Source organism: Pseudomonas fluorescens, assembly GCF_001307275.1.
GTDB lineage: Bacteria > Pseudomonadota > Gammaproteobacteria > Pseudomonadales > Pseudomonadaceae > Aquipseudomonas > Aquipseudomonas fluorescens_AA.
Genome location: NZ_CP012831.1, coordinates 3,139,219 through 3,165,366, shown reverse-complemented (window position 1 = coordinate 3,165,366; position 26,148 = coordinate 3,139,219). Strand labels below are relative to the sequence as shown.

At 62.0% G+C, this 26,148-nt stretch carries 22 protein-coding genes; 11 read left to right on the top strand and 11 right to left on the bottom strand.

What is annotated here, in order from left to right:
- Window positions 1-10 precede the first annotated feature (10 nt).
- From AO356_RS13955 to AO356_RS13915, 9 genes are all read right to left on the bottom strand, one after another.
- Complete coding sequence (locus AO356_RS13955; protein ID WP_060740292.1) at window positions 11-1,879, bottom strand: hypothetical protein; 1,869 nt, start codon at window positions 1,877-1,879, stop codon at window positions 11-13.
- Between the two features lie 162 nt (window positions 1,880-2,041).
- Window positions 2,042-5,494, bottom strand: a complete 3,453-nt coding sequence (locus AO356_RS13950) for a GMC oxidoreductase (RefSeq protein ID WP_060740291.1) — start codon at window positions 5,492-5,494, stop codon at window positions 2,042-2,044.
- 1,102 nt (window positions 5,495-6,596) lie between these two features.
- The gene (locus tag AO356_RS13945; protein ID WP_060740290.1) at window positions 6,597-7,163 is read right to left on the bottom strand and encodes a GNAT family N-acetyltransferase; all 567 of its coding nucleotides are present in this window, start codon (window positions 7,161-7,163) and stop codon (window positions 6,597-6,599) included.
- A 320-nt stretch (window positions 7,164-7,483) separates the two neighbouring features.
- On the bottom strand, window positions 7,484-8,254 hold the full coding sequence (locus AO356_RS13940) for an electron transfer flavoprotein subunit beta (protein WP_060740289.1): 771 nt from the start codon (window positions 8,252-8,254) through the stop codon (window positions 7,484-7,486).
- Between the two features lie 13 nt (window positions 8,255-8,267).
- Window positions 8,268-9,488, bottom strand: coding sequence for an electron transfer flavoprotein subunit alpha/FixB family protein (locus AO356_RS13935; protein WP_060740288.1), 1,221 nt, complete (start codon window positions 9,486-9,488; stop codon window positions 8,268-8,270).
- The gene (dgcB, locus tag AO356_RS13930) at window positions 9,488-11,437 is read right to left on the bottom strand and encodes a dimethylglycine demethylation protein DgcB (protein WP_060740287.1); all 1,950 of its coding nucleotides are present in this window, start codon (window positions 11,435-11,437) and stop codon (window positions 9,488-9,490) included. The genes AO356_RS13935 and dgcB overlap by 1 nt, the downstream gene beginning before the upstream one ends.
- A gap of 170 nt (window positions 11,438-11,607) precedes the next feature.
- Window positions 11,608-13,668, bottom strand: coding sequence for a dimethylglycine demethylation protein DgcA (dgcA, locus tag AO356_RS13925; RefSeq protein WP_060740286.1), 2,061 nt, complete (start codon window positions 13,666-13,668; stop codon window positions 11,608-11,610).
- 15 nt (window positions 13,669-13,683) lie between these two features.
- A complete protein-coding gene (locus AO356_RS13920; RefSeq protein ID WP_025215877.1) occupies window positions 13,684-14,214 on the bottom strand; it encodes a DUF5943 domain-containing protein in 531 nt (176 codons plus the stop codon).
- Window positions 14,215-14,293: 79 nt separating this feature from the next.
- Window positions 14,294-15,271: a dipeptidase gene (locus tag AO356_RS13915; RefSeq protein ID WP_030139307.1), complete on the bottom strand. Its 978-nt coding sequence runs from the start codon at window positions 15,269-15,271 to the stop codon at window positions 14,294-14,296.
- A 235-nt stretch (window positions 15,272-15,506) separates the two neighbouring features.
- Here AO356_RS13915 and AO356_RS13910 point away from each other — a divergent pair, with 235 nt between their 5' ends.
- From AO356_RS13910 to AO356_RS13890, 5 genes are all read left to right on the top strand, one after another.
- On the top strand, window positions 15,507-15,908 hold the full coding sequence (locus tag AO356_RS13910) for a lysozyme inhibitor LprI family protein (protein WP_060740285.1): 402 nt from the start codon (window positions 15,507-15,509) through the stop codon (window positions 15,906-15,908).
- 102 nt (window positions 15,909-16,010) lie between these two features.
- The gene (locus tag AO356_RS13905) at window positions 16,011-16,265 is read left to right on the top strand and encodes a type II toxin-antitoxin system RelE family toxin (RefSeq protein ID WP_060740284.1); all 255 of its coding nucleotides are present in this window, start codon (window positions 16,011-16,013) and stop codon (window positions 16,263-16,265) included.
- Window positions 16,249-16,572, top strand: a complete 324-nt coding sequence (locus AO356_RS13900) for a helix-turn-helix domain-containing protein (RefSeq protein WP_060740283.1) — start codon at window positions 16,249-16,251, stop codon at window positions 16,570-16,572. Before AO356_RS13905 ends, AO356_RS13900 begins: the two co-directional genes overlap by 17 nt.
- Before the next feature lie 142 nt (window positions 16,573-16,714).
- Complete coding sequence (locus AO356_RS13895) at window positions 16,715-17,491, top strand: hypothetical protein (protein WP_060740282.1); 777 nt, start codon at window positions 16,715-16,717, stop codon at window positions 17,489-17,491.
- An 87-nt stretch (window positions 17,492-17,578) separates the two neighbouring features.
- Window positions 17,579-17,995 (top strand): DUF3010 family protein, encoded by a 417-nt coding sequence (locus tag AO356_RS13890; RefSeq protein WP_060740281.1) that lies wholly within the window; start codon window positions 17,579-17,581, stop codon window positions 17,993-17,995.
- Between the two features lie 205 nt (window positions 17,996-18,200).
- On the opposite strand, the gene AO356_RS13885 is transcribed toward AO356_RS13890, so the two are convergent.
- Window positions 18,201-19,376 (bottom strand): AAA family ATPase, encoded by a 1,176-nt coding sequence (locus AO356_RS13885; RefSeq protein ID WP_060740280.1) that lies wholly within the window; start codon window positions 19,374-19,376, stop codon window positions 18,201-18,203.
- A gap of 68 nt (window positions 19,377-19,444) precedes the next feature.
- A complete protein-coding gene (locus AO356_RS13880; protein WP_060740279.1) occupies window positions 19,445-20,404 on the bottom strand; it encodes a GlxA family transcriptional regulator in 960 nt (319 codons plus the stop codon).
- Window positions 20,405-20,596: 192 nt separating this feature from the next.
- Here AO356_RS13880 and choX point away from each other — a divergent pair, with 192 nt between their 5' ends.
- The 6 genes from choX (at window position 20,597) to AO356_RS13850 (ending at window position 26,097) form a co-directional block, all read left to right on the top strand.
- Window positions 20,597-21,541 carry a choline ABC transporter substrate-binding protein gene (choX, locus tag AO356_RS13875; protein ID WP_060740278.1) on the top strand — a complete coding sequence of 315 codons (945 nt, stop codon included), beginning with the start codon at window positions 20,597-20,599 and terminating at the stop codon, window positions 21,539-21,541.
- 71 nt (window positions 21,542-21,612) lie between these two features.
- Complete coding sequence (locus AO356_RS13870; RefSeq protein WP_060740277.1) at window positions 21,613-22,500, top strand: 3-keto-5-aminohexanoate cleavage protein; 888 nt, start codon at window positions 21,613-21,615, stop codon at window positions 22,498-22,500.
- 162 nt (window positions 22,501-22,662) lie between these two features.
- Entirely contained in the window at window positions 22,663-23,628 is a 966-nt protein-coding gene (locus tag AO356_RS13865) for an L-carnitine dehydrogenase (RefSeq protein ID WP_060740276.1), read from the top strand.
- Window positions 23,629-23,791: 163 nt separating this feature from the next.
- Window positions 23,792-24,268 carry a thioesterase family protein gene (locus tag AO356_RS13860; protein ID WP_060740275.1) on the top strand — a complete coding sequence of 159 codons (477 nt, stop codon included), beginning with the start codon at window positions 23,792-23,794 and terminating at the stop codon, window positions 24,266-24,268.
- Window positions 24,269-24,287: 19 nt separating this feature from the next.
- Window positions 24,288-25,451 carry a gamma-butyrobetaine dioxygenase gene (locus AO356_RS13855; RefSeq protein ID WP_060740274.1) on the top strand — a complete coding sequence of 388 codons (1,164 nt, stop codon included), beginning with the start codon at window positions 24,288-24,290 and terminating at the stop codon, window positions 25,449-25,451.
- 382 nt (window positions 25,452-25,833) lie between these two features.
- Window positions 25,834-26,097: a hypothetical protein gene (locus AO356_RS13850; RefSeq protein WP_060740273.1), complete on the top strand. Its 264-nt coding sequence runs from the start codon at window positions 25,834-25,836 to the stop codon at window positions 26,095-26,097.
- The last annotated feature ends 51 nt before the right edge of the window (window positions 26,098-26,148 follow it).

Genomic DNA, 26,148 nt, shown 5'->3' with positions numbered 1-26,148 from the left:
ATGCCCTGGGCTACAGGGTCTTCATGAACTCGATCAGGGCCCGTTTGTCGACGTCCGACAGTTGCGTGCCATACAGGTGGCCGCCGTTGTGGTTGCCTTCCAGGCGGGTGTCGTATTTGAAATCCGCCGATGCTTTCATCTGTGCACCGCGGGTGACGAAGCCGACCTTCTCCTGGTCGTAAATGTCAGAGCCGGTGTAGAACACCTGCGGACGCTGTTCCGGTGCTTGCAGCAAATCCCACAGGGTTGGCACCGAACCGTTGTGCAGGTACGGCGCCCGCAGCCAGATGCCGTCGGTGGGGGTGTTGCTGTAGCTTTGGGTCTTGCGGTAGGCGCCAAAGTCGAACGGCGGTTTCTTGAAGCCGTGGAACGCCGTCACCAGGCCCGTGGTGAAGGAATTCAGGCGATGGGGATCAGTGCCCAACTGGTCGATGTTGGTGGTGACCTGGCCTGTATCGGTGCGGCCGAAGTCGTGACAACCGGCGCAGTTTTTCTCCCAGATCGGTTTGCCCTGGGTGACTTTCGCCTGGTCCAGGGCGAACGGCCAGGCCGGTGCCTTGTGGCCCAGCAGCCAGTTGGTCACCCGGTTGAAACTCGGCGGCAGCACCGATTCCGGCGTCGCGCCCACGGCCATGGCCGCTGCGTAGTTGCGCTCGTGGATCTGGTTGTTATTGCCGTCCCAATGCAGGTACATGGACTCGCGGGGTTTCTGGTTCCAGACCTGTGGCAGATCCACGGTGCCGATGGTGGAGTCATCCGGGAAGCCGAACACCACCATTTTGGTCGGGTTGAAGGTGTCGGTCCGCCCTGGCCCCTGGGCCGGGCGCAGCTTCTGCCAGGCATAGGCCTGCTTCTGCTTGAGCAGCGCACTCTTGGCCATCGGGATGATCAAGTAACGGTTGTACAGTTTTTCGAAAAAACCCAGCTGGAACTTGCCATTGATCGCCGCCATCACCGCCTCGGGGGTGAATTTCGGGTCGCTGGCGCAATCGTAGGCGAACCACTGGAAGGCTTGCAGTTGCAGGGTATTGGCCGGCGCGGCGGCGACCGGCACTGCCACGTCAGTGGCATTGGCCCGGTAGGAGCCGGTGTGACACAGGGCGCAATTGGGCTCGACCGTGGGGTAACCGAGTTGGCGCTTGGCCATGCCGATGGGCAGGTCTTTGCCGTTTTCATAGAGAAACCCGAACACTTCGTAGCCGCCGGGCTTGGGCAGTTTTTCCGGGCACATTTGCGGCAGCACGGCGAACAGGTAGTAGGGAATCCGCGCCTCGATGCCCAGGCCGATGGCGGCGTATTTGTAATGGTCTTCGTCGGAGGCGAAATCCGGTTGCGGTACCTCCCGGATCATTTGGTACCAGGTCTGGTAGCCAATGAAACCCAGCAACACGACCACCACCAACATGCCGACCTTGAACCCGTGGCTCTGCCAGCGCAGCGCCCAGCCGGCGCGCCATTCCCGCCAACCGGCGCACAGCAGGGCCAGCGGACGATTGGCCACCGGGCTGCCCAGGTACAGCAGCACGCCCAGGATCAGGAACATGCTCAGGTCGCCCATCAACATCGGCACAAACAATTGGCCCTGGTTATTGGTGTTGATCAGGTAGATCCAGAACACCACCGCCACCAGCCGCGACAGCACGCACAACCACGAATGCACGACGAAACGCGGCGCGTTGAACCCCGAGGGCATGTAGAACAGGCTGATCCCCACCAGCAACATGCCGGCGTTCTCCAGCCAGGGATCGGACAAGACAGGTGGCAGGCCGATCATGGACGTCAGCAATGCCGGCGCGAACAACGCCGGGATCGCGAAGAACATGTTCATGACAATCCCGACCCAGATGATGCGTTGGAACCAGCGGATGTAAGTGTTCATGGCATCCTTTTCCTTATTCTTGGCTCACGATATGCGGCGCTCTGACGATCGCCATCGCGAGCAAGCTCGCTCCCACACTGGATGTGTGGCGTGCACAAAATCAGCGGCACATGGCCCCTGTGGGAGCGAGCTTGCTCGCGATGCAGACCACTCGGTCTTGCGTCAACCGAGGGCAGTCTTTTCCAAGTGCTCAAGAATGATCGGATACACATCCACCACCGCATCCTTGCCGAACATGCAGTCGATGTGACCGTACCCCGGCACTTCGTGGCGGCTGAACAACTGCGGGCCATGCATCTCGCACAGTCGCTCGTAGGTCTTGAGGGTGCTTTGCGGCAGGTAGCACTGGTTGTCGGCGCCGCTGATGAAGCAGATCGGCAACTTCAACCGATCGAAATGCGGCATGTAGACGTCGTTGCCCTTGAAGTCCACCAGGTGCCCCTTGCGCACGATCAGCGCCAGGTGCTCGAAGGTCTGGATGTTCGACTCGCCGAACAACTCATGCAGGTTGTCGTGCAGGGTTTCGTTGAGGGTGTCGTGGCGGTACAGCGAGGCATACATGAACGTGATGCGATGGCAGACCGGGTTGGTGCAATAGCCCTGGGCCTCGATCCGGGCATAGCCATTGAGGGCCTTGTCGTAGAGTTTGTTGAACCAGCTTTCCTTGGTGTCGGCGTAGGCCGTGAGGGACTTGATGCCGATGGCATCGAGCATCCCCGGCAAGTGCAAGCCGGCCTTCAGACCGGTGGCGGTGGCGACCACCGTGTCGGCGGCGATCTGCGAGCAGACCACCGAGCGCACGCCCTGCAGCCCCGCCAGCATCGACATGAAGAACGTCGTCGCGCCGTAGCAATGCACCACGCACTGCACGTCACGGGCCAGGGTCGCTTGCTGGATCTGCTCGATGGCGGCCTTGAAATCGTACTGGGCCACCTGGTCGCCGTTCCATTCGTGCTTGCTGGCCGGCAGCAGGATACTCACCCGCAAATCCAGGAGCCAGACGTCATATTCGTGCTTGCACAGGTACTCCAGCAGGTTGGTGTGGATGGTGTCGGTGGAGAAAATGTTCGAGCCCACGCCCAAGCCATGGACCAACATCACCGGACCTTTGGTGCCGGCCTGATAACGGGTCAGGCGCAGCTCGACGTTGTCTTCGGTCTGGAAGAAATGCACGGCCGGCGCCGGCGCATCCAACGGCCGTTTCAACCGGGGCGGCGCGTCCGGGTTGAAATAGACGTCGCCGGCGAAGACACCGCCGTAGCTCTCCCACAGGATCCCGGCAAAGAACTTGCCGAACCGCGCCAGCGCCTCCACGCGCTCACGCTCGTTGCGCGCGTTGAGCACTTTCATAGTGGTCATCTGCTTGGCGAAGTCGGCCGGCAGGATGTGCATCACGCCGCAGCCAATCACTGCGCCGGTCTTGTCCGGCCCGCGATAGAGCGTGACATAGAGCGTGCTGGTGTCGTGCCAGATATTCAGCACGCCGTTGTCCTCGGGCACGGTCTTGAAGGCGCTGAAGTAATAGTCGCTGCCGTCCTCGGCGGTCAGCTTCATGTCGTAGTTCATGTGCCGTACGCCGACCTGTTCCTGGTACTGCTCGAACAGGTTGAACACCCCGTTGCTGGCCACCAGCGGTTGCGGTGAGAGCAGCGGTGCATCGAGGGTGCCCACCAGGGTGGCGGCGTGTTCCGGCTCCTTGATCAGACGGTTGAGGTCGGCGGCGGTGATGGTCAGGGTGAATTCGATGGGCGAGTTGTCGGCCTTGCCGCGCTTGGCCGCCGCCTCGTACAGGCTCAGATCGGTGCCCTGGGCCTGAGTGAAGGCCGTGGAGAAGTAGCCCTTCATGGTTTCGGTGAACTGCACGCCAAGGGTCGGCGGCGCCACCGTTTTGCGCGGGGCCGAGGGCAGCGTGTAGTCGATGATCCAGCCACGATCGGCCGCCAGCAGCCCCATGTTGCGCTCGCTTACCGCCGAGATGGTCAGCAGCGGATTGACCGCCAGGGACGTGGGGATCACCGCACCGTCAGTCACGTACAGGCCCGGGTAGACATCGGTGCCGCTGGCGCCACTGAACACCTGGCCCTTGTGGTTGACCACCCCTTGGGTGGCATCCTCGCCCATCACGCAACCGCCCAGGGGGTGGACCGAAACGATGCTGTGCTTGAGCAGCTTGGTCCAGATCGGGTTCTCGACCCAGATCCCGTCCAGGGCCTTGGTGCTCTGGTGCAGCCGCTCGTTGCCGAGGGTGACGTTCTCCTGTTCGCCGACGCCGGGCCAGTCGATGCGCAACTGGTCCTTGTTGTCGAGCAGCATGCGGCCCTTGGCGTTGTCATGGCTCATGATCAAGTAGGTCTGCATGTTGTGCAGCGCGCCGTAATACGGCCCGCGCAGGAAGCTCTCGGCCTCCCGGCCCTTGTACTTGAGGCTGGCACCGAAACCGGTGTCGGTGGCCACGCCGATCATTTCGGCAAACGCCGCCATGCTCGGCACCATGGCCCGGCCGAGGGCGCCGGGAATCGAACCTTCCTCGATGACCATGCGGCTGCGCCAGTCGCCTTCGGTGCGCATGTCGATGATCGAGGTGATGCACGGCCCCACCGGCTCCAGCTCCTTGGCCGGATGGGCGCCGAAACCGATGCCATTGATGACCTGGTCGCAGTTGTGGCCGAACCCGAGGATGTCGCCGTTGCCGCTCATGTGCTCGCCCAGTTGGCTGGACATGGCCAGGCCCTTGTCCCGCGAGCGCAACATGATTTCGGTGGAGCCCAGGGTGCCGGCGGACACCACCACGATATCGGCCCGCACGAACAAAGTGGGCGCCGAGAACAGCTCGCGGCCGCTGTCCAGGTATTGGAAGTGCACGATCCAGCCGTCGCCGTCGCGCTCCAGGTGCCGCACCTCGGCCTGGCAGAAAATCTCCGCGCCGTGGTTCCAGGCATCCGGCAGGTAATTCATCAGCGTGGTGTTCTTGGCCTTGTTGTTACAGCCCGAGACGCAATCGCCACAGCCATTGCAGGGCAACTGTTCGACGCCGACGTGGTTGAGGTTGTTGGGCAGCTTGTCGAAGGTCACGTTGATCGGCGGCTTGTAGAAATGCGCGCCTTGCTTGAGGTAATCGGCCGACTTCTTGTGAGCGTCGAGCTTGGGCAGGTTCGGTGCTGAAGCCGGGTAAGGGTTGGGCTTGAGCATCTCTCGGGCCCGGGCGTAGCCGTCCTTGAGCAGCGTGTCGCGGTGCTCCCGTACCGCCAGGGGCCAGCGCGGGTCGTCGAACACGCCAGGCTCCGGCTCCAGCGCAACGTTGGCATTGATCAGCGACGTGCCGCCCAGGCCACAACCGACCACCACGTTCTGCTGGGCGTTGACGTGCAGGTCGAACAGCCCGGTGCGCGAGCCGATATGCCCGTCCGGGTCATGGACCTGCAGTTCCTCGGTGGCCGCGAGCAGGGTGTTGGGGTATTCGCCGGGCTGGATTTCCCGGCCACGCTCCAGCAGGCACACCTTGCGTCCGGCCCGGGACAGGCGCGAGGCAGCAATGCCGCCACCGTAGCCGGAACCGATGACGATGACGTCGTAGTGCTCCTGGATATCACTGATGGGGGTTGAGATCCGTGTCATGTTCAAGTCCTCTCAGGCAGAAGGGGCAACTCTGCGGTTGCCTGCAAATCGACAGGCGCACGAACGCCTGGCCACTGTCCCGTGCAGGGTCCAGCGGCAGTCAGCGGTGCTACAGGGGGAAAAACCGGACGCTATAGACGTGCACGCTGATTGGCGGCGCGACGGTGGATGCGTTTATGCAGCGAAGTGGGCGGTGCCGGGACGCAGGTCAGCAGGGGGAGCGGGTGCGAGCGGGGGTGCTTGCTATCCATCATGTGTTCTCCCTGAACCTGATGTGGATAAAGTGCGATGTCCTTGTGCCATGGAAGTGAAGACAGCCGACAGACCTGCGTCAAGGTTGGGCCTTAGAACTGTATGAAATTTGATCTATCGCGATTTGCGCTATGCCGGCCGTGGCCGGCAGCGTTTGGTGAACAAGTTATCCACATGACCACCCACAGCAAATGGGGACAAGTGTGCGTAAGTCGGGCATTTTCTCCGTGGCAAAGTGAATAAAAACCGTGACTTATGGACAATCACGGTTTTAGGGGTCCATCGGTTGTTTTTTGAACAAATCCCTGTAAGCCCCGATAAGCATGGGCTGTGGCGGTGAGCAAACACCTTATCCACAGAAGCGCCAACAGTGTTTGGGGGTAATTTTGACGATTCTGTGGAAAACCCCGTGGACGGCTTGTAAATCGCGGTTTTCCGGAGGTTTTACCGATAAAAAACACCAATCGATCATTTTATGATCAATCCACTGAACACCCCGTCTCGTATGGCTTGCAGCGTTGAGCGAACATCTTATCCACAGAAGCGCCAACAGAGATTGGGGGCAAGTTTCAGCTGGAAGGGGTCGTTATTCACCACAAAAAGCCAATAAAAACCGTGGGTTAGCCTGGCTACTTTTTGATCGCAGGCCGGCAGGGCCCGATCTGCATGGGGTGCAGCGAGGGGCGAACAGGTTATCCACAGAGGCGCGCACAGGGATTGTGGGTAAACACATGCCCCTGTGGGAGCGAGCTTGCTCGCGATGGCGGTGCGTCAGTCAACATCGATGCCACTGATCTACCGCTATCGCGAGCAAGCTCGCTCCCACAGGGTTTCAGGGCCGCTGTGCCGGCTAAGGCCGATGCATGAGGTAGGCGGCGCCCGTTACTTGAATCAACGGATGCGGGACGACCTGACAGGTTTTGACGATGCCAAAGCCATGGCGCTCGTAAAAACGCCGTGCGCCGGTATTCGCGGCGTAGTCGATCAGGCTCAGGCCCTTGAGTGCCAGTTGATCGGCACGCTGTTGCGCCAGTTCGAGGAAGCGAACGCCGAGCCCCTTGTTACGCCAGCCTTCATGCAGGGCCAAGCTTGAGATATAGAGGGTGTCGGGCACTTCCATGTCGGCGTAGGGCGCCAGGACCGGGTCTGTGACTGGTGCCGCCTGTGGATCATGACGCGTGACATAAGCGTGCATCATGCCGATGACCTGTCCGTTGGCCTGGGCGACAAGGCAGTTCTGGTAGGAAAAATCGACACCTTCCCGGGCATAACGCGCGGCGCCCACGTCAAGCAGATCCTGACCAGGCTCCGCCAGTTGGCTCCAGATGTAATCCGACGCCCCCTCTGAGGAAATCCGGAACAGACGGGCGATCTCCCGTGCATCCGTGGGCAAGGCCGGGCGAATTGCTACTTCCATTGATAGGACTCCATTGGCGATGAAACGACCTTTTTCACCCACAGGCTTGGGACGCGGCAACCCGTCAGGCCAGCGGTTTTATGGCCGGATGTTGCAGCAGGTCAGGTGGGGGGGTTTGAGCGCAGGCCTGGATGGCCTGGTTTACGGCGGGGGGCCGAGCAGGTTATCCACAGAGACGCACGATAATGGTGGGCAAACACTACCCTCCTGTGGGAGCGAGCTTGCTCGCGATAGCGGCGTGTCAGCGAAGAAGATGCAACCTGACATACCGCCATCGCGAGCAAGCTCGCTCCCACAAAGGGATTCAGGTATTCCTGGGGTTAGCGAACGACCCCTTCCTCAATCAACAACTTGAGAATGGCCTCGGCCCCGGCCTCCGGGCTCACGCCCTTGAGCACTTGCCCGCCTCCGCCGCTGGCCTTGGCCGTGGCGGCTTTCATGCGGTCGGCGCCGCTCTTGGCCTTGATCACTTTCAAGCGCTTGGGGCGTGGCTTGGCCGGTTGCAGGGTCGCCACCGCCAGCAAGGTGTCGTCGATCACTTCGACTTCCTCGGCATGCAATGCCCCACGCCGGGCCGGACCGTAGGCGCTTTGCCGAGGTTTTGGCGCGGCGTTATCCACAGTGGCCAGGAATGGCAGGCGCACTTTGAGACGACGCCGTTGGCCGCGGGGCAAGGCTTGCAGCACCAGGGCCACGCCACTGTCGATGGACTCGACCTGGGCCAGCCCCACCACCAACGGCCAACCGAGGTTTTCCGCCAGCAGAAAGGGAAGCATGCCCGAGCCTTCACCGGTTTCCGCCTGGCTGCCGGTGAGCACCACTTGGGCGCCAGCGTCACGCAGGTAGTCGGTCAGGGCCGGCAGGGCGTCGGCCCCCTCGGGATTTTCCAGGACGTGGAGTTCATCCAGGCCCATGCCCAAGTAGGCGCGCAGGGCTGGTTCGGCCACGTCACCGGCGTGCAGCACTTGCAGGTCGTTGCCGGCCAGTTGCAGGCCCAGTTCCACGGCCCGGGCGTCCTGTTCGGCGCGCCGGGGCCGACCGGAAGTGGGGTGGGCGCCAATGGACACGAGGCTGATCACTTGGGTACTCATCAACTTATCCTTCTTAAGCCGCATCACGCTTGGCTTCGTTGCGGTAAGCCTCTACCGCCGCGATCAAGGCCTGGAGAATCGCCGCGCTGTCACCGATCACCGACAGGTCTGCCCGTTTGATCATGTCGCAGCCTGGGTCGAGGTTGATTGCCACCACCTTGTCGCAGGCGCCAATGCCCTGCAGGTGCTGGATCGCCCCGGAAATCCCCACCGCCACGTAGACCCGTGCCGTGACCCAGGTACCGGACGCACCGACCTGGCGATCCCGGGCCATGAAGCCGTCGTCCACTGCCACCCGCGAAGCGCCTTCGGTGGCACCCAGGGCCGCAGCGGTCTGGTGGAACAGCGCCCAGTCCTTGACCCCGTTGCCGCCGGAGAAAATGAATTCGGCCTCGGCCATCGGGATCGCGCCCGGGTCCACCGCCACCGCACCGAGATCTTCGATTCGCGACAAGCTGCGGGCCACGCTTGTGGATAACTCCACCGGCAAGGCTTCGTGGCGGGTTTCGCTGACCGGTTCGGCGCATTCGGCCGCTGCCAGGATCAAGCGCGCCAACGGCCGGGCCAAGTCTTGCAGGCCCGCACCGGCGCGGCCAATGCACTCTTCGCCCTTGACCTGCCAGACCCGCGTGGCCGGGCGCTCACCCAGGGCTGCGGCAAAACGCCGGCCCAGTTCACCGCCACCGGTGCGGCTGTCGGGCAGCAGCCAATGGCGTGGGTTGAATTGGTTATCCACAGCCCGCAGACCCTGCACCCGTTGTTCCGGTGCATAACCGCTGAAGGCCTCACCTTCCAGTACCAGCAAGCGGTCGACACCGGCCGTGGCGAAGGCGTTTTCCTTGTGCTCGCCGAACACCACTGCCAGCACCGCGCCGTCCGTACCCGCCAGCTGATGGGCCAGGCCCAGCAGATCGCGGTCGTGGCTGCTGAGGCGACCACCGACCATGTCCGGCACCACACTGATGTAGAACGCCGGTTGCGGTACTTGATGCAGCGGCAATTGCACTTCAACGGCGGCAGTGCGCTTGCTCGCGCCACCCTGCTGGGCACCGCTGCGGTCGATGCGCTTGATGCCGTTGGGGCCAATGAAACCGATGCCATGGACGTTCTTGCGGATGACACCGTTGGGGCCCATCCAGCTGTGCTGGACCGGTTGCATGGCCGCGTGCAGCGGGTGCAGGCGGTTGCGGGCGATCCACTCGGCGCGCGGGTCGCGGCGGATGATGTCGCTCATTAATGCACCTCCGCAGGTTCACGTTTGGCTGGGGCCACGGGCTTGCTCGGGGCTGCGTCTTCAAGCAGTGCGTCAGCCACCAGTTCGGCAATGTCCTTGATCATTGGCCGCGGTTCGACCACGCCTTCGAGCATCGCGGTGCACTGTGGGCAACCCACTGCCACCAGCTCAGCGCCGGTTTCGCGAATGTCGTCCATGCGCATATCAGGAATCCGCTGCTTGCCTGGAATGTCAGTGATCGGCGCACCGCCACCGCCGCCGCAGCAACGCGAACGGAAACCGGAACGCTGCATCTCCTTGACCTCGATACCCAGCGCACGCAGCACCTGGCGCGGCGCCTCGTATTCGCCGTTGTAGCGGCCCAGGTAGCACGGGTCGTGATAGGTCACGCTGTCGCCCTTGTGCTGGCCGAGGTTCAGCGCGCCGGCGTCGATAATCTCCGCCAGGTAGGTGCTGTGGTGCTGCACCAAATAGTTGCCATCGAAGGCGCCGTATTCGTTTTTCAGCACATGGAAGCTGTGGGGGTCGCAGGTGACGATGCGGTTGAAGCTGTATTTGGCCAGGGTCTGGATGTTGCGTTTGGCCAACAGCTGGAACGTCGCTTCATCACCCAGGCGCCGGGCCACGTCGCCACTGTCGCGTTCTTCGAGGCCGAGCACGGCAAAATCGATTTTCGCCGCCTTCAGCACTTTGACGAAGGCGCGCAAGGTGCGCTGGTTGCGCATGTCGAAGGCACCGTCGCCGACCCAGAACAGCACGTCGGTGGATTTCTTCTCGCTGAGCAGGTTCAAGTTCAGGTCCGCCGCCCAGTTCATCCGCCCGCCCGGGGCAAAGCCGCCAGGGTTGTCGGTGGCGATGAGGTTTTCCAGCACCTCGGCGCCCTTGTTCGGCGTGGCGCCTTTTTCCAGGGTCAGGTGGCGGCGCATGTCGACGATGGCATCGACGTGCTCGATCATCATCGGGCATTCCTCGACGCACGCGCGGCAGGTGGTGCAGGACCACAGGGTCTCGGCGTCTACCAGGCCGTTGACGATCGGCTGATGGGGATTACCCGCATGTTCGCCCACAGGTTTACCCGGGTATGGGCTGCCAGCGAATTTCGCATCGGTGCCGCCGGCCAGGCCGACGACCATGTCCTGGATGAGTTTTTTCGGGTTCAACGGCTGGCCGGCCGCGAACGCCGGGCAGGCAGCCTCACACTTGCCGCACTGCACGCAGGCGTCAAAGCCCAGCAGTTGGTTCCAGGTGAAATCCTTGGGTTTCTCCACGCCCAGTGGCGCGGCGGGATCGTTCAGATCCAGCGGCTTGAGACCGGTGGAACGGCCGCCGCCAAAGCGCTCGGCGCGGCGGTGCCAGGCCAGGTGCAGGGCACCGGCGAAGGCGTGCTTCATCGGCCCGCCCCAGGTCATGCCGAAGAACAGTTCCGAGACGCCCCACAGCACACCGACACCCAGGACCGCCGCCACCAGCCAACCGCCGAAGTTCTCCGGCAGGATGCCCGCCACCGGCAGGGTCACCAGGAAGAACGACGCCGAAAACGCCAACAGGCTTTTCGGCAGGCGCATCCACGGGCCCTTGGACAAACGGGCCGGCGGATTGCGCCGACGCAGGTAGACAAAGATCGCACCGACGAACATCACGGCCGACATCAACAGCAACGCATAGCCGAGGAAACGGTTATGCAGGCCAAACCCGTGGACCAGAATCGCCAGCACCACCGACGCCACCGCACCACCGGCCGTGGCGACGTGGGTGTTGGCAATGTATTTGTCCCGCGCCACTACGTGGTGCAAATCCACCATGTAGCGCTTGGGCATGGCAAAGAGACCGCCGATCAGGTCGACCTTGGCCGGTCGTCCCCGGCGCCACATGTTCACCCGCCGCAAGGCGCCGAGGACCGCGAGGCCCAGGGCTGCGAACAGCAGGGTTGGAAGAAGGGTGTTCAGCATGGTGAAGCTCCCAAAGACCTCAGGTCTTGCAGGCACAGAAACCTGGATGTCTTGCTCGATCCCTGTGGGAGCGAGCTTGCTCGCGAAGACGGACTCAGATCCAACATAAATGTCGCCTGATCCACCGCTATCGCGAGCAAGCTCGCTCCCACAGGGTTATCCACAAGCCGTTAGAAATCCTTGCACAACCGCAGGGCGTCGTAGATGGCCGCGTGGGTATTACGCTGGGCCACGCAGTCACCGATGCGGAACAGCAGGTAGCCATCGCCGCTCTGCTCCAGGCACGGCTGGGGCTTGATCGCGAACAAGGCTTCGACGTCGATCTGGCCCTTGTTGCGCGAGCCTTCCTTGAGCGCGTAGTAGATTTCTTCGTCCGGCCGCACGCCGTTTTCCACCACCACCTGGTCCACCACGCGTTCTTCCTTGGCGCCGGTGTATTCGTTCTCCAGCACCGCCACCAGCTTGTCGCCTTCGCGGTAGACCTTCTCCAGCATCATGTCCCCGGTCATGATCACTTCCTTGGGGTACATGCTGCGGTAGTACGTGGGGAACGAAGTCCCGCCAATGGCCACGCCCGGCTTGATGTCGTCGGTGACGATCTCGACCTGGCTGCCTTTGTCGGCGAGGAAGTCGGCCACCGACATGCCGGTGAACTCGCAAATGGTGTCGTAGACCAGCACGTTCTTGCCCGGCGCGACCTTGCCGTCGAGCACATCCCAGCTGCTGACCACCAGCCCTTCGGCGGCGCCCCAGTGTTCGTTCTGCTCCAGGAACGGATGGCCGCCGACGGCCAGCACCACCACGTCCGGACGCAGGTCCATGATCGTCGCCGCGTCAGCCGCCACGCCCAGGCGCAGGTCGACTTTCAGCCGCGCCAGTTCCAGTTGGAACCAGCGAGTGATACCGGCGATCTGGTCCCGTTGCGGGGCTTTCGAGGCGGTAGTGATCTGCCCGCCGATGAATTCCTTCTTCTCGAACAAGGTCACGTCGTGCCCACGTTCGGCGGCCACACGCGCCGCTTCCATCCCGGCCGGGCCGGCACCGACGACGACCACTTTGCGCTTGGGCCCGGTGGACTTCTCGATGATGTGCGGCACGCCCATGTATTCACGGGACGTCGCGGCGTTCTGGATGCACAGCACGTCCAGGCCTTGGTACTGACGGTCGATGCAGTAGTTGGCGCCCACGCACTGCTTGATCTGGTCGATCTGGCCCATCTTGATCTTGGCGATCAGGTGCGGGTCGGCGATGTGGGCACGGGTCATGCCGACCATGTCGACGTATCCGCCTTCCAGGATCCGCGTGGCCTGGTTCGGGTCCTTGATGTTCTGCGCGTGCAGCACCGGGACCTTGACCACTTCCTTGATACCGGCGGCCAAGTGCAGGAACGGCTCCGGTGGATAACTCATGTTCGGGATGACGTTGGCCAGGGTGTTGTGGGTGTCGCAACCCGAGCCCACCACGCCGATGAAATCCAGCATGCCGGTGTCGTCGTAGTACTTGGCGATCTGCTTCATGTCCTCGTGGGACAAGCCGTCCGGGTGGAACTCGTCGCCGCACAGGCGCATGCCCACGCAGAAATCGTCGCCCACTTCGGCGCGCACGGCCTTCAGCACTTCCAGGCCGAACTTCATGCGGCCTTCGAAGCTGCCGCCCCATTCGTCGGTACGCTTGTTGACCCGCGGGCTCCAGAACTGGTCGATCATGTGCTGGTGCACGGCGGAAAGCTCGACGCCGTCCAGGCCACCGGCCTTGGCACGCCGTGCCGCCTGGGCGTAGTTGCCGATCACCCGCCAGATTTCTTCCGGCTCGATGGTCTTGCAGGTGGCACGGTGCACCGGCTCACGCACGCCGGACGGCGACATTAGGGTCGGCCAGTTGAAACCGTCCCAGCGCGAGCGACGGCCCATGTGGGTAATCTGGATCATGATCTTGGCGCCATGCTTGTGCATGGCGTCAGCCAGGTTCTGGAAGTGCGGAATGATGCGGTCGGTGGACAGGTTCACCGAGCTCCACCATTCCTGCGGGCTGTCGATGGCAACCACCGACGAGCCACCACAGATCGCCAGGCCGATGCCGCCCTTGGCCTTTTCTTCGTAATACTTCACGTACCGGTCGGTGGTCATGCCGCCGTCGGTGGCGTAGACCTCGGCGTGCGCGGTGCTGAGCACGCGGTTGCGGATGGTCAGCTTGCCGATCTGGATCGGCTGGAACATTGCTTCAAAAGCCATGGCGCGATCCTCGACTTACAACGGCTTGACGATGAACAGGCCGTCGTCGTGGCCTTCTTCGGAACCGCCATAGACCTGCTCGGCCACGGTGCGGATCGAACTGCCACGAGCGGCGAGGATCTGGTCCATGGCGCCGGCGAACCAGCCGGTGAACATGTAGTCGACCTTGCGCCCGACCTTGCCGTACACATAGACGAACGCCGAGTGCTCGAGCTTGACGCTGGCGGTGCCTTTATCCAGGTCGATGTCCTGGATCTTGAACAGGCCCCAGCCACGCTGGGACAGGCGTTTCATGTAGTGCTCGAACACTGCGACGCCTTCCAGGCCGTGGCATTCGGCTTCTTTTTCACACCAGTGCCAGGCGGATTTGTAGCCGGCCTTGTAGAGAATCTCGGCGTAGGCGTCGGCGCCCAGCACTTCTTCGATGCCCATGTGGTTGTTGACGAAGAAGTGACGCGGTACGTACAGCATCGGCAGGGCGTCGGACGTCCAGATACCGGTTTCGCTGTCGACTTCGATAGGCAGTTGCGGGGCGATCTTGGCCATGAAAACTTGACTCCGGAAATTCGTGGTATTGCCTGCGGCGCAGAGGGCCGCAGGTAGAGGATTAGCGATGCGGCGGCGGTTATTCGCCCCAGACGTCTTTCAGCACGTTGACCCAGTTCTCGCCCATGATCTTGCGCACCACCCGCTCAGGATGGCCGCGCTTGAGCAGCGTCTCGGTCAGGTTCGGGAACTCGCCCACGGTGCGGATGCCCAGGGGGTTGATGATCTTGCCGAAGCTGGTCAGACGACGGGCGTAGCCCTTGTCGTGGGTCAGCATTTCGAAGAAATCCTGGCCGTGGCCCTGGGTGAAGTCGGTACCGATGCCGATGGCGTCCTCACCGACGATGTTCATGGTGTATTCGATGGCTTCGGCGTAGTCGTCGATGGTCGAATCGATGCCCTTGGCCAGGAACGGCGCGAACATGGTCACGCCGACGAAACCGCCGTGGTCGGCGATGAACTTCAGCTCTTCATCGGATTTGTTGCGCGGGTGCTCTTTCAGGCCGGACGGCAGGCAGTGGGAATAGCACACCGGCTTCTTCGATTCGAGGATGACTTCTTCGGAGGTCTTGGAACCGACGTGGGACAGGTCGCACATGATGCCGACACGGTTCATCTCGGCGACGATCTCGCGACCGAAGCCCGACAGGCCGCCGTCGCGTTCGTAGCAACCGGTGCCTACCAGGTTCTGGGTGTTGTAGCACATCTGCACCACACCGACGCCCAACTGCTTGAAGATCTCGACGTAGCCGAGCTGGTCTTCGAAGGCGTGGGCGTTCTGGAAGCCGAAGATGATGCCGGTCTTGCCCTGTTCCTTGGCGCGACGGATGTCGGCGGTGGTTTTCACCGGAATCACCAGGTCGCTGTTCTCGCGGATCAGCTTCTGGCTGGCGACGATGTTGTTGATGGTGGCCTGGAAACCTTCCCACACCGACACGGTGCAGTTGGCTGCGGTCAGGCCGCCCTTGCGCATGTCTTCGAACAGGTCGCGGTTCCACTTGGCAATGATCAGCCCGTCGATAACGATGCTGTCGGCGTGCAATTCGGCTGGGCTCATCAGGCAGTCCCCTTTTGTCAGCGATTCATGCGCCGAATCGTGTGCCGGCGCTTTGGGGCCAGCATATGCCTGAGGGCCGTCGCGACCCGGTGCAAAAACGACAGGGGAATTGCCGAAAGCGTCAATCCACGACAATGGGCTACAACAGGCCCACCCTGCCCGTCTGTTCTTTACCCGACGGTTGCGCCAGAATCCGCCGCATCACTGGTTTTCACTGGACTTGAGCGGCAACGCGATGAAATCAATCTTCCTGGCTTTGGCACTGATCAGCACCCTGGCACACGCAACCGAAGACACCGAGCCCAATCCCTGCGACGAAGTTGAAAACGACGTCCAGACCCTGGCCTGCTCGGCCTACGGCAAGACGGCCGCCGAACAACTGCTCAACGAAAACCTGCAGAGCCTCAACGAACGCCTGCAAACCCGCTACGCCAGCGACAAGACCCAGCTCAACGACATCACCGCCAAGGTCAAGGCCGCCCAACAACTGTGGCAAAAACAGCGCGACGCCGACTGCGCCATCGCCGCCTTCCCGGCCAAACCCGGCAGCGAAGCCTACAAGATCGCCGAAAACGACTGCATGGCCCAGGTGAGCGATGATCGGTCGGAGTTTTTGGAGTCGATTGGGCAGGAGTAAAGGGTTATCCACGGAGCAATATCCAGACATCGTTCACGCGTTGGCCCCGGAAAGAATATAAGTCAGGATTCGCAAATCTTATAAAAGACTTATATTCTTTCCATGAACACTATCCACTGGACCAGAAAAGCCGTTAAGCAGCTTCTGAAATTGCACTCAGCCCATCAGGCCCAAGTTCGGGATGCCGTTACGGCGCTCGCCCAGATGCCTGACGTGGTCAACGTCAAAGCGCTTGTCGGTCATGACTATGCGTACCGCCTGCGGGTAGGCAACTACCGAGTCATGTTCGATTGGGACGGGGCGATCAAGGTCGTCAGCATTCAAGAGGTCAAGAAACGCGATGAACGCACCTACTGATATTCAGATCATCAACGATGCAGACGGAAACCCGGCATTTGTGGTCATTCCGTACGCACAATACGTTGCGCAAAAACTGGAACCCGATCTGATTCCCCATGAAGTGGTCAGCCGTATCGTCGACGGCGCTACGCCTATCCGCGCCTGGCGCGAACACTTGAACCTGACTCAGGATGAAGTCGCCAGGCGCCTGGGTATTTCTCAGTCGGCGTTTGCCCAACAGGAATCGGTCGCAAAGCCTCGCCGGGCTACCCGAGAGAAAATTGCCGCTGCCTTTGGTATCCATGCTGACCAGTTGGAACTGTAGGCCTACGGGGGATATCCCAACAGACATTAGGCTTCGGATACTGTTAACTCTGACAGTATCCGAAGCGAAAGGAGGGGCTTAGGATCAGCTCATGACAGGCGCTCACGTTAGTCGGTGTTATTGCCTATCAAGGGATTTTCATATGCTCTCTCTTACCGCCTTGCCTTTATATGGGTTAGCTATTTTTATCGCCATCGTGGCGGGCATCGAGGCCGGTCGCCGGATCGGCAACCGTCACCTGGCCCAAGACCCGGAGGGCGCCCGCCAAGGCATTGGGGCAATAGAAGGCGCAGTGTTCGGCCTGCTGGCACTGCTGATTGCCTTTACCTTCTCTGGCGCAGCCACGCGCCTGGATCAACGGCGCGCGCTGATCGTTGCCGAAACCAATGCCATGGGCACCGCCTGGCTACGCCTGGACCTGCTACCGGCCAGCGAGCAACCGGCCGTGCGCCAGGCGTTCAAGGATTACGTCGACGCCCGCATCGAGTATTACCGCGATCTGCGCGAAGACGAACTCGACGAAGCCGCCCATGATCGTGCCAGTGACTTGCAACAGACCATCTGGAAACGCACGATCGCCGCCCTGCAGCAAATGCCCACCCCAACCCTGGGGGTCAGTGTGCTGCAGGCACAAAATGAAATGATCGATATCACCACCACCCGCGCCGTGGCCCATGAAACCCACCCACCGCTGGTCATCTACCTGATGCTGGTGACCATGGCCCTGATCAGCGCCCTGCTGATCGGCTATGGCATGGCCGGTACAAAGCGGCGCAACTGGCTGCACAGCCTGGGTTACGCGGCGGTCATGGTCTGCGTGCTGTATGTGATCCTGGACTTCGAATACCCCCGCTTCGGCGTCATCCGGGTCGATTACTTCGACAAGATCATGCTCGATCTGCGCCAAAGCATGAACTGAGTGGGCCGCAAATGAAAAAATCACCGCGGCGTTCCAGACCAAGATGGATAAACTGCAACTCCACACCTCCAGGCATCAAGGGTTCCAATGATCATTTGCGGCATCGAAATCAAAGGCAGCGAAGCGATCATCGCCGTTGCCTCGCTGGAGCAGCAGGCGTTGACTCACATCGCGCTGAACACCAAGAAAATCGCCCTGGACGACGATGACGAAGCCGCCAACGTCAAGGCGTTTGCCGCCCAGGTACGGGCGTTCGTGGTCGAGAATGGCATCGAGCGCATCGCCATCAAGAAGCGCAGCAAGAAAGGCGAGTTCGCCGGCGGACCGACCACGTTCAAGATTGAAGGGGTTTTCCAGTTGCTGGAAGGCTGCGAGGTGACACTGCTGTCACCGCAGACCCTCAACGCGCAGCACAAGAAACATGACTTCGCCTTGCCGGCGACGCTGAACAAGTATCAGCACGAGGCGTACAAGGCGGCGTGCTCGGCATTGATGAAGAAATAGACCTTTTCCAGCCGAACACAATACCTGTGGCGAGGGAGCTTGCTCCCGCTCGGCTCTGTAGGAGCTGGCGAAGCCTGCGATCTTTTGATCTTTCGCTTGGGATTCAAGTGTCTGGGGAAAGATCGCAGCCTCGTTGCACTCGACAGCTCCTACAGGGCGCACCCAGCGGGAGCAAGCTCCCTCGCCACAGAATGTATTCCCAGGTTCAATGTTGCTTGCGATACCCCTTCAACCAATCCGCAAACGCTTTGTCCTCCAAGGCGTAACCACCGCGATTGGACTTCCACACCAGTTCCTTGTCACGCAGCGCGTCGATGCAGGATTGGATGGTCTGGGTGCCAGGCACGACTTCGCTGCCCATGCTCCTGAGCACCTTGCTCACGGCGTCCAGCGTTGAATCGGTGAAGGGCGCAAAGGGTTCGTTGTTTTGCGAGCGCTCGGCCATGACCTGCAGCACTGCCCGTTGCGGCACCGTCAAGGCGTTCCAGGCACTTTCAAACTCGGTCCAGACGCCAGCACGGAGCATTTGCGCGCTGTTGCGCAGCAATTCGCCCAAGTGGCTCGCCTCACCCAGTTCCAAGGCAATTTCGCCAATGACGCTGCGCAGCATTTCAGGGCGGCGCCCTACCAACTCGAAGGCCTGGTCCAAGTCATCGGCATTGAACTGATTGGTTTGGGCCAGATGCGCGTTCAAATGGGCAGCGTAGGCTTTGGTGAACTCTTTACCCAGCAATGGGAACGAGGTGATGCTGGATCCGTAGAACGGTTGGTTACGGCTGAGTACCAAGTGCGCGAGTTTGTCGCGATTGGAGCCGGTGAACACCAGGCGCAGGCCGCTGGTATCGCCCTCGCGCCCTTGGTTGAGTTGGTCGCGGGCAGCCTTGAGGGCGAACATGGCGTTGACCCCGGCCTCGGTGGTCAACGCATGCTGGGCTTCGTCGATCACCAGCACCACGGTTTTACCGGCCGCACTGTGCAACAACTCCAGCGCCTGGGTCAGCGTCGCCCCTTCGGGCAGTTGCGGCAGGCTGAAATCCCAGGACAACGTGCGCAAGAAGCTGAGTTTGTCGATGCCCATGGATTTGGCCAGCTTGCGGATCCCCTTTTCATAAGGCACCAGTGCCCCGGCGATTGCCGAAGCGATCAGGTCGGCAGGGTCTTTCTCCTTGTTGGCCCACAGGTCGACGTAGACCGCGAGCCAGCCGCGGGTTTCGCACTCGGGAATCAAGTCTTCACGCAGGAACGTACTTTTTCCGGTACGTCTCGGCGCGGCCAGGAACAGGCCTGAGGTGTAATCCTGGATCCCGGCGCCGACCAGCCCATCGACAATATTGCGGGCCAGATCAGGGCGTCGGAATACAAAACCAGGGTGCTTGGACATGGTTTTATACTCAATTATGGCGACAGGTATAATTTATAGTCGCGAGTATAATTGAGTATAAAAGCCTGTCAAACCACCTCCCGCCCATCCCCCTGCCGCCGCCGATCTTCCCGTGGACAACGCGCGAACCGTGCCCGGTAACTGCGGGTGAAGTACGACGGTGACTCAAAGCCGCAGGCGATGCTCACTTCCAGTACGCTCATGTCGGTCTGGCGCAGCAGTTGCCGGGCCTTTTCCAGGCGCAGGCGCAGATAGAAGTTGCTCGGGGTGTCGTTCAGGTGCAGGCGGAACAGGCGTTCGAGCTGGCGGCGGGTGACGTTGATCGACTCGGCCAGGGCCAAGGTGCTCAGGGGCGGTTCGCTGTGGGTTTCCATCTCGCCGATGACATGCACCAACTTCTTGTTGCGAATGCCATAGCGGTTGGCGATTTCCATGCGCTGGTGATCTTTGCGCGGGCGGATGCGGCCGAGCACGAACTGTTCGCTGACCTGGATCGCCAGCTCCGAACCATGGGCCTGGCCGATCAGGTCGAGCATCAGGTCGATGGACGCGGTACCACCGGCGCAAGTGATGCGGCGACGGTCGATTTCAAACAATTCCTGAGTCACGCCAAGCTGCGGATAAGACTCCTTGAACGCCTCGATCGCCTCCCAGTGCAAGGTCACGCGATGCCCTTCCAGCAGCCCCGCCTCGGCCAGGACCACACTGCCGGTGTCGATACCGCCCAGGATCACGCCTTCGTTGTCCAACCGATGCAACCAGCGCTCCAGGGCCGGGGTGGCGAACTTCAGTGGTTCGAATCCCGCCACCACCCAAAGAGTCGCGCCCTTCTTCAACGGCTCCAGCGCGGCATCGGCGTTGACCGACATGCCATTGCTCGCCAGCACCGCCCCGCCATCGACGCTCAACACATGCCAGCGATACAGCTCGCCACGAAAGCGATTGGCGACCCGCAACGGCTCGATGGCCGAGATGAAACCGATGGCTGAAAAGCCCGGCATCAACAAGAAGTAGAAATCCTGGGACATGAAGCGCACTCGGTCGACGGGTAGCGTGCGGACCTTGATACGCCAGTTGCAAGCGTCGTTCAAGAGCGCAGGTCGCTGCAGTGCAAGAGCACGTCGCCGCTGTGCGTTTTGCCACGCTTCGGGCTGCGTAACTTGGCATCACCGGCGCACAGACACCGGGCCCCATAACAATAAGCTGCCGAGGAACCCGACATGAAACGACTGATCAGCTCCTGCGTTCTTGCACTCAGCGCTACCACCTTAATGAATGGCGCCGCCATGGCCGCGGAACCCGCCGCGTGCCAGAACGTGCGCCTGGGCGTGGTCAACTGGACCGACGTCATCGCCACCAGCGCCCTGACCCAAGTGATGCTCGACGGCCTCGGCTACACGACCAAGCAGACCAGCGCCTCCCAGCAAATCATCTTCGCTGGCATTCGTGACCAACGCCTGGACCTGTTCCTGGGCTACTGGAACCCGCTGATGACCCAGACCATCACTCCATTCGTCGAAGCCAAGCAGGTCAAGGTCCTGGAGCAGCCCAGCCTCAAGGATGCCCGCGCCACCCTGGCCGTGCCGACCTACCTGGCCGACAAGGGCCTGAAGACCTTCGCCGATATCGCCAAATTCGAAAAAGAGTTGGGTGGCAAGATCTACGGCATCGAACCCGGCTCCGGCGCCAACACCCAGATCAAGGCGATGATCGCCAAGAACCAGTTCGGCCTGGGCAAATTCCAACTGGTGGAGTCCAGCGAAGCCGGCATGCTCGCCGCCGTGGACCGCGCCGTACGGCGCAAGGAAGCCGTGGTGTTCTTTGGCTGGGCGCCGCATCCGATGAACGTCAACGTGCAAATGACCTACCTCACCGGCAGCGAAGACGCCCTCGGCCCGAACGAAGGCATGGCCACCGTCTGGACCGTCACTGCGCCGAACTACGCCGAGCAATGCCCGAACGTCGGTCGCTTGCTGAGCAACCTGACCTTCACCGCCGAAGACGAGAGCCGGATGATGCAGCCGCTGCTCGATCACAAGGATCCGCTCGAATCGGCCCGGCAATGGCTCAAGGATCATCCGCAAGACAAGCAGCGCTGGCTCGACGGCGTGACCACCTTCGACGGCAAGCCGGCCGCCGACAACCTGAAACTCACCAGTAACTGACCAACCGTTCTCCCTCTGCGCAGCACCACACGGCTGCGCGGTGACTCACCACGCCTGAAGGAATCCGCACCATGAACCACGACGTCATCATCACCTGCGCACTCACCGGTGCTGGCGACACGACCGCCAAGAGCCCCCACGTGCCGGTCACCCCGAAACAGATCGCCGCCGCTGCCGTCGAAGCCGCCAAGGCCGGTGCCACCGTGGTCCACTGCCACGTCCGCGACCCGCAGACCGGCAAGTTCAGCCGCGACGTGGCGCTGTACCGCGAAGTGATGGAGCGCATCCGTGAGGCGGACGTGGACATCATCGTCAACCTCACCGCCGGCATGGGCGGTGACCTGGAGATAGGTGCGGGCGAACGACCGATGGAGTTCGGCCCCAACACCGACCTGGTGGGGCCGCTGACCCGCCTGGCCCACGTCGAAGAGCTGTTGCCGGAAATCTGCACGCTGGATTGCGGCACCCTGAACTTCGGCGACGGCGACACCATTTACGTCTCCACCCCGGCACAACTGCGGGCCGGGGCCAAGCGGATCACCGAGCTGGGGGTCAAGGCCGAACTGGAAATCTTCGATACCGGGCACCTGTGGTTCGCCAAGCAACTGATCAAGGAAGGTCTGTTGGACAACCCGCTGTTCCAGCTCTGCCTGGGCATCCCGTGGGGCGCGCCGGCCGACACCACCACCATGAAGGCCATGGTCGACAACCTACCAGCCGACGCAGTGTGGGCGGGCTTCGGCATCGGCCGCATGCAAATGCCGATGGCCGCCCAGGCGGTGCTGTTGGGGGGCAACGTGCGGGTCGGGCTGGAAGACAACCTCTGGCTGGATAAAGGCGTGCTCGCCACCAACGGCCAACTGGTGGAGCGCGCTGGCGAAATCCTCAGCCGCCTCGGGGCGCGCGTGCTCACTCCGGCTGAAGGCCGCAAGAAAATGGGCCTGGCCCAGCGCGGCTGAGCCGACATCCACATTCCCCTATTGGGGGGCACAACCTGTGGGAGCAAGGCTTGCCCGCGATGACGGTATGTCAGTCGACATCCCTGCTGAATCTACTGCCGCCATCGCGGGCAAGCCTTGCTCCCACAGGAGACCACCGAACTATTTTTTCAGGACATCACCATGAGCTTTATCACCGACATCAAGACCTTCGCCGCCCTGGGCAGCGGCGTGATCGGCAGCGGCTGGGTCAGCCGCGCCCTGGCCCATGGCCTCGACGTCGTCGCCTGGGACCCCGCGCCGGGTGCCGAGGCGGCATTGCGCAAACGCGTTGCCAACGCCTGGGGCGCGCTGGAAAAACAGGGCCTGGCCCCTGGCGCCTCGCAGGATCGACTGCGCTTTGTCGCGACCATCGAAGAATGCGTGCGCGACGCCGACTTCATCCAGGAAAGCGCCCCCGAGCGCCTGGAACTGAAGCTCGAACTGCACGGCCAGATCAGCGCCGCCGCCAAGCCGAATGCATTGATCGGTTCCAGCACTTCGGGGCTGCTGCCCAGTGAGTTCTACGAAGGTTGCACCCACCCCGAACGCTGCGTGGTCGGACACCCGTTCAACCCGGTCTACCTGTTGCCGTTGGTGGAAGTGGTCGGTGGCAAGCACACCGCGCCCGAAGCCGTGCAGGCGGCCATGCAGGTGTACGAATCCCTCGGCATGCGGCCGCTGCATGTACGCAAGGAAGTGCCCGGCTTCATCGCCGACCGCCTGCTCGAAGCGCTGTGGCGCGAAGCCCTGCACCTGGTCAACGACGGCGTCGCCACCACCGGGGAAATCGACGATGCCATCCGTTTTGGCGCCGGCCTGCGCTGGTCATTCATGGGCACGTTCCTGACCTACACCCTGGCCGGTGGCGATGCCGGCATGCGGCACTTCATGGCCCAGTTCGGCCCGGCACTGCAACTGCCCTGGACCTACCTGCCAGCGCCGGAGCTGACCGAGAAGCTGATCGACGATGTGGTGGACGGCACGAGCGAGCAATTGGGCAGCCACAGCATCTCGGCCCTGGAGCGCTATCGTGATGATTGCCTGCTGGCGGTGCTGGAGGCGGTGAAGACCACCAAGGCCAAGCATGGAATGGCTTTCGAAGAGTAAACCCTGGTTCTGGGGCCAGCAGGCCTGGCCCCATCGCGAGCAAGCTCGCTCCCACAAGGATTTCGCGGTGTGAACGCTCTTTATTTCCCCCAGAAGATCCCTGTGGGAGCGAGCTTGCTCGCGATAGCGCCAACCCAGTCACCCCAATTGTCGGACCTGAATCATGCCCACCCTCACCACCTATCAGACCCGCATCCTCCCCGAATGGGTCGATTACAACGGCCATTTGCGCGATGCCTTCTACCTGCTGATCTTCAGCTACGCCACCGACGCGCTGATGGACCGGCTCGGCCTGGACAGCCAGAACCGCGAAGCCAGCGGTCACTCGCTGTTCACCCTCGAGCTGCACCTCAACTACCTGCACGAAGTGAAACTCGGGGCCGAGGTGCAAGTGCACACGCAGATCATCGGCCACGACGCCAAACGCCTGCACCTCTACCACAGCCTGCACCTGGTCGGTGGTGATAAAGAACTGGCCGGCAATGAACAGATGCTGCTGCATGTCGACCTGGCGGGCCCGCGCTCGGCGCCCTTCACGGAGCAGACCCTGGCCCGGCTCGACGCCCTGCTGGACGAGCAATCCGACCTGCCGCCCCCAGCCTACATCGGTCGGGTCATCGCCCTGCCCCCCGCCCGATAAGCCCCGCACAGGAGATCGCATGAACACCGCCGCCGCTTTTGCCGACTTCCGCCGTTATCCCCTGATCTTCGCGTTGACCGCCGCAACCCCCTTGGCCGACCGGGTGCAAGTCACATGGGCCGATGGCCGGACCAGCCCCTTTCATCACCCATGGTTACGGGACAACTGCCCTTGCCCCCAATGCGTCTACAGCGTCACCCGCGAGCAGGTGCTGGAAATCGTCGATGTCGCTGAGGACATGGCCCCCGGCGCGATTCGCCTCGACGACGAAGGCTGCCTATGCGTGGACTGGCAGGACGGCCACCAGAGCCGTTTTGACCCGGGCTGGTTGCGCGCCCACGCCTACGACGATCAATCCCGGGCCGAACGCCTGGCGAACAAGCCCCAACGCCAGCTATGGCGGCACGACCTGCCACTGCCGGTGTTCGATTATCCGGCGCTGATGGACGATACCGACGCGCTGCTGCAATGGTTGCTGGCGCTGCGCGACATCGGCTTGACCCAAGTAAGCGGCGTGCCCACCGAACCCGGTTCGCTGAAACGGGTGGCCCAACGCATCGCCTTCATCCGCGAGAGCAACTTCGGCGTGCTGTTCAACGTGCAGTCCAAGGCCGATGCCGACAGCAACGCCTACACCGCTTTCAACCTGCCACTGCACACCGACCTGCCGACCCGGGAGTTGCAGCCGGGGCTGCAGTTCTTGCATTGCCTGGTGAATGACGCCGACGGTGGCGAGAGCATTTTTGTCGACGGTTTTGCCATTGCCGAAGCCCTGCGCCGGGAAGACCCCGAGGCCTTCGACGCCCTGTGCCGGATTCCGGTGGAATTTCGCAACAAGGACCGCCGCAGCGACTATCGCTGCCTGGCGCCGATCATCGCCCTGGATGCCCTCGGACAGGTCTCGGAAATCCGCATGGCGAACTTCCTGCGCGGGCCGTTCGACACCTCGGTCGAGCAGATGCCCAAACTTTACCGTGCCTACCGCCGCTTCATCGCCCTGACCCGCGAGCCACACTTTCGCTTGGTGCAGCGCCTCGAACCGGGCCAGCTCTGGTGCTTCGACAACCGCCGCACGCTCCATGCCCGCAACGCCTTCGACCCGGCTTCCGGCGCGCGGCATTTCCAGGGGTGTTATGTGGATCGGGATGAATTGTTGTCGCGGATTCTGGTGTTGCAGAGGTAGACCGCGTCATCGTTCATCGCGAGCAAGCTCGCTCCCACATTAGGTTTCGTGAACGACACAACCCCCTGTGGGAGCGAGCTTGCTCGCGATAGCGTCCTGACGAACAACCCATCACTCCCTGATTGTCACAGACAAAAAAATCCCCGATCAAGCCGTGACAGGATCGGGGCAGGTTGCGTTACTGGAGGAGCTGTCGCGCGAGGGTGACCAAACCATCGTGATTCAGCTTGGGGCCAGTGTGCCCAGTCCAGGCCTGGGCAAGTTAACCGAAAACGACGCCTCCATAGTCATTCGTGACATTGCGACCATTTGCCCTTGCCGCCGCTTCGGGTGGCTACCAGAATCGAGACACGACCCCAATCCCTGAACAAGGAAAAGCGTCATGATGCACGCCGATTTGATCGACCAGGAAGACCTGCTGGGCCATCTCAAGGCCCTGGGACTGCAGATACCCAGTGGCTCCACCGCCGAGCAGGCCTGCGAGTGCGCTGTGCGGGGCTTGGACCAGGCCCGCGCCAATGAACTGCGGCGGATGGTCAAGGACATGTACACCAGCAGCGCCACCATCCTGCCGGCCGTGCGCCAGGCAATCGACAAGCAGCTGTTGCCGGCGCTGATGAATTACCAGCAAAACCACAGCGCCTGATAAAACCAATCGCGAGCAAGCTCGCTCCCACAGTGATCCCTGGTGTGCACA

What these genes read in the sequence shown, in the direction of transcription:
- AO356_RS13955 (WP_060740292.1), bottom strand. Translation starts at nt 1,879, where the DNA reads ATGAACACTTACATCCGCTGGTTCCAACGCATCATCTGGGTCGGGATT.
- AO356_RS13950 (WP_060740291.1), bottom strand. Translation starts at nt 5,494, where the DNA reads ATGACACGGATCTCAACCCCCATCAGTGATATCCAGGAGCACTACGAC.
- AO356_RS13945 (WP_060740290.1), bottom strand. Translation starts at nt 7,163, where the DNA reads ATGGAAGTAGCAATTCGCCCGGCCTTGCCCACGGATGCACGGGAGATC.
- AO356_RS13940 (WP_060740289.1), bottom strand. Translation starts at nt 8,254, where the DNA reads ATGAGTACCCAAGTGATCAGCCTCGTGTCCATTGGCGCCCACCCCACT.
- AO356_RS13935 (WP_060740288.1), bottom strand. Translation starts at nt 9,488, where the DNA reads ATGAGCGACATCATCCGCCGCGACCCGCGCGCCGAGTGGATCGCCCGC.
- dgcB (WP_060740287.1), bottom strand. Translation starts at nt 11,437, where the DNA reads ATGCTGAACACCCTTCTTCCAACCCTGCTGTTCGCAGCCCTGGGCCTC.
- dgcA (WP_060740286.1), bottom strand. Translation starts at nt 13,668, where the DNA reads ATGGCTTTTGAAGCAATGTTCCAGCCGATCCAGATCGGCAAGCTGACC.
- AO356_RS13920 (WP_025215877.1), bottom strand. Translation starts at nt 14,214, where the DNA reads ATGGCCAAGATCGCCCCGCAACTGCCTATCGAAGTCGACAGCGAAACC.
- AO356_RS13915 (WP_030139307.1), bottom strand. Translation starts at nt 15,271, where the DNA reads ATGAGCCCAGCCGAATTGCACGCCGACAGCATCGTTATCGACGGGCTG.
- AO356_RS13910 (WP_060740285.1), top strand. Translation starts at nt 15,507, where the DNA reads ATGAAATCAATCTTCCTGGCTTTGGCACTGATCAGCACCCTGGCACAC.
- AO356_RS13905 (WP_060740284.1), top strand. Translation starts at nt 16,011, where the DNA reads ATGAACACTATCCACTGGACCAGAAAAGCCGTTAAGCAGCTTCTGAAA.
- AO356_RS13900 (WP_060740283.1), top strand. Translation starts at nt 16,249, where the DNA reads ATGAACGCACCTACTGATATTCAGATCATCAACGATGCAGACGGAAAC.
- AO356_RS13895 (WP_060740282.1), top strand. Translation starts at nt 16,715, where the DNA reads ATGCTCTCTCTTACCGCCTTGCCTTTATATGGGTTAGCTATTTTTATC.
- AO356_RS13890 (WP_060740281.1), top strand. Translation starts at nt 17,579, where the DNA reads ATGATCATTTGCGGCATCGAAATCAAAGGCAGCGAAGCGATCATCGCC.
- AO356_RS13885 (WP_060740280.1), bottom strand. Translation starts at nt 19,376, where the DNA reads ATGTCCAAGCACCCTGGTTTTGTATTCCGACGCCCTGATCTGGCCCGC.
- AO356_RS13880 (WP_060740279.1), bottom strand. Translation starts at nt 20,404, where the DNA reads ATGTCCCAGGATTTCTACTTCTTGTTGATGCCGGGCTTTTCAGCCATC.
- choX (WP_060740278.1), top strand. Translation starts at nt 20,597, where the DNA reads ATGAAACGACTGATCAGCTCCTGCGTTCTTGCACTCAGCGCTACCACC.
- AO356_RS13870 (WP_060740277.1), top strand. Translation starts at nt 21,613, where the DNA reads ATGAACCACGACGTCATCATCACCTGCGCACTCACCGGTGCTGGCGAC.
- AO356_RS13865 (WP_060740276.1), top strand. Translation starts at nt 22,663, where the DNA reads ATGAGCTTTATCACCGACATCAAGACCTTCGCCGCCCTGGGCAGCGGC.
- AO356_RS13860 (WP_060740275.1), top strand. Translation starts at nt 23,792, where the DNA reads ATGCCCACCCTCACCACCTATCAGACCCGCATCCTCCCCGAATGGGTC.
- AO356_RS13855 (WP_060740274.1), top strand. Translation starts at nt 24,288, where the DNA reads ATGAACACCGCCGCCGCTTTTGCCGACTTCCGCCGTTATCCCCTGATC.
- AO356_RS13850 (WP_060740273.1), top strand. Translation starts at nt 25,834, where the DNA reads ATGATGCACGCCGATTTGATCGACCAGGAAGACCTGCTGGGCCATCTC.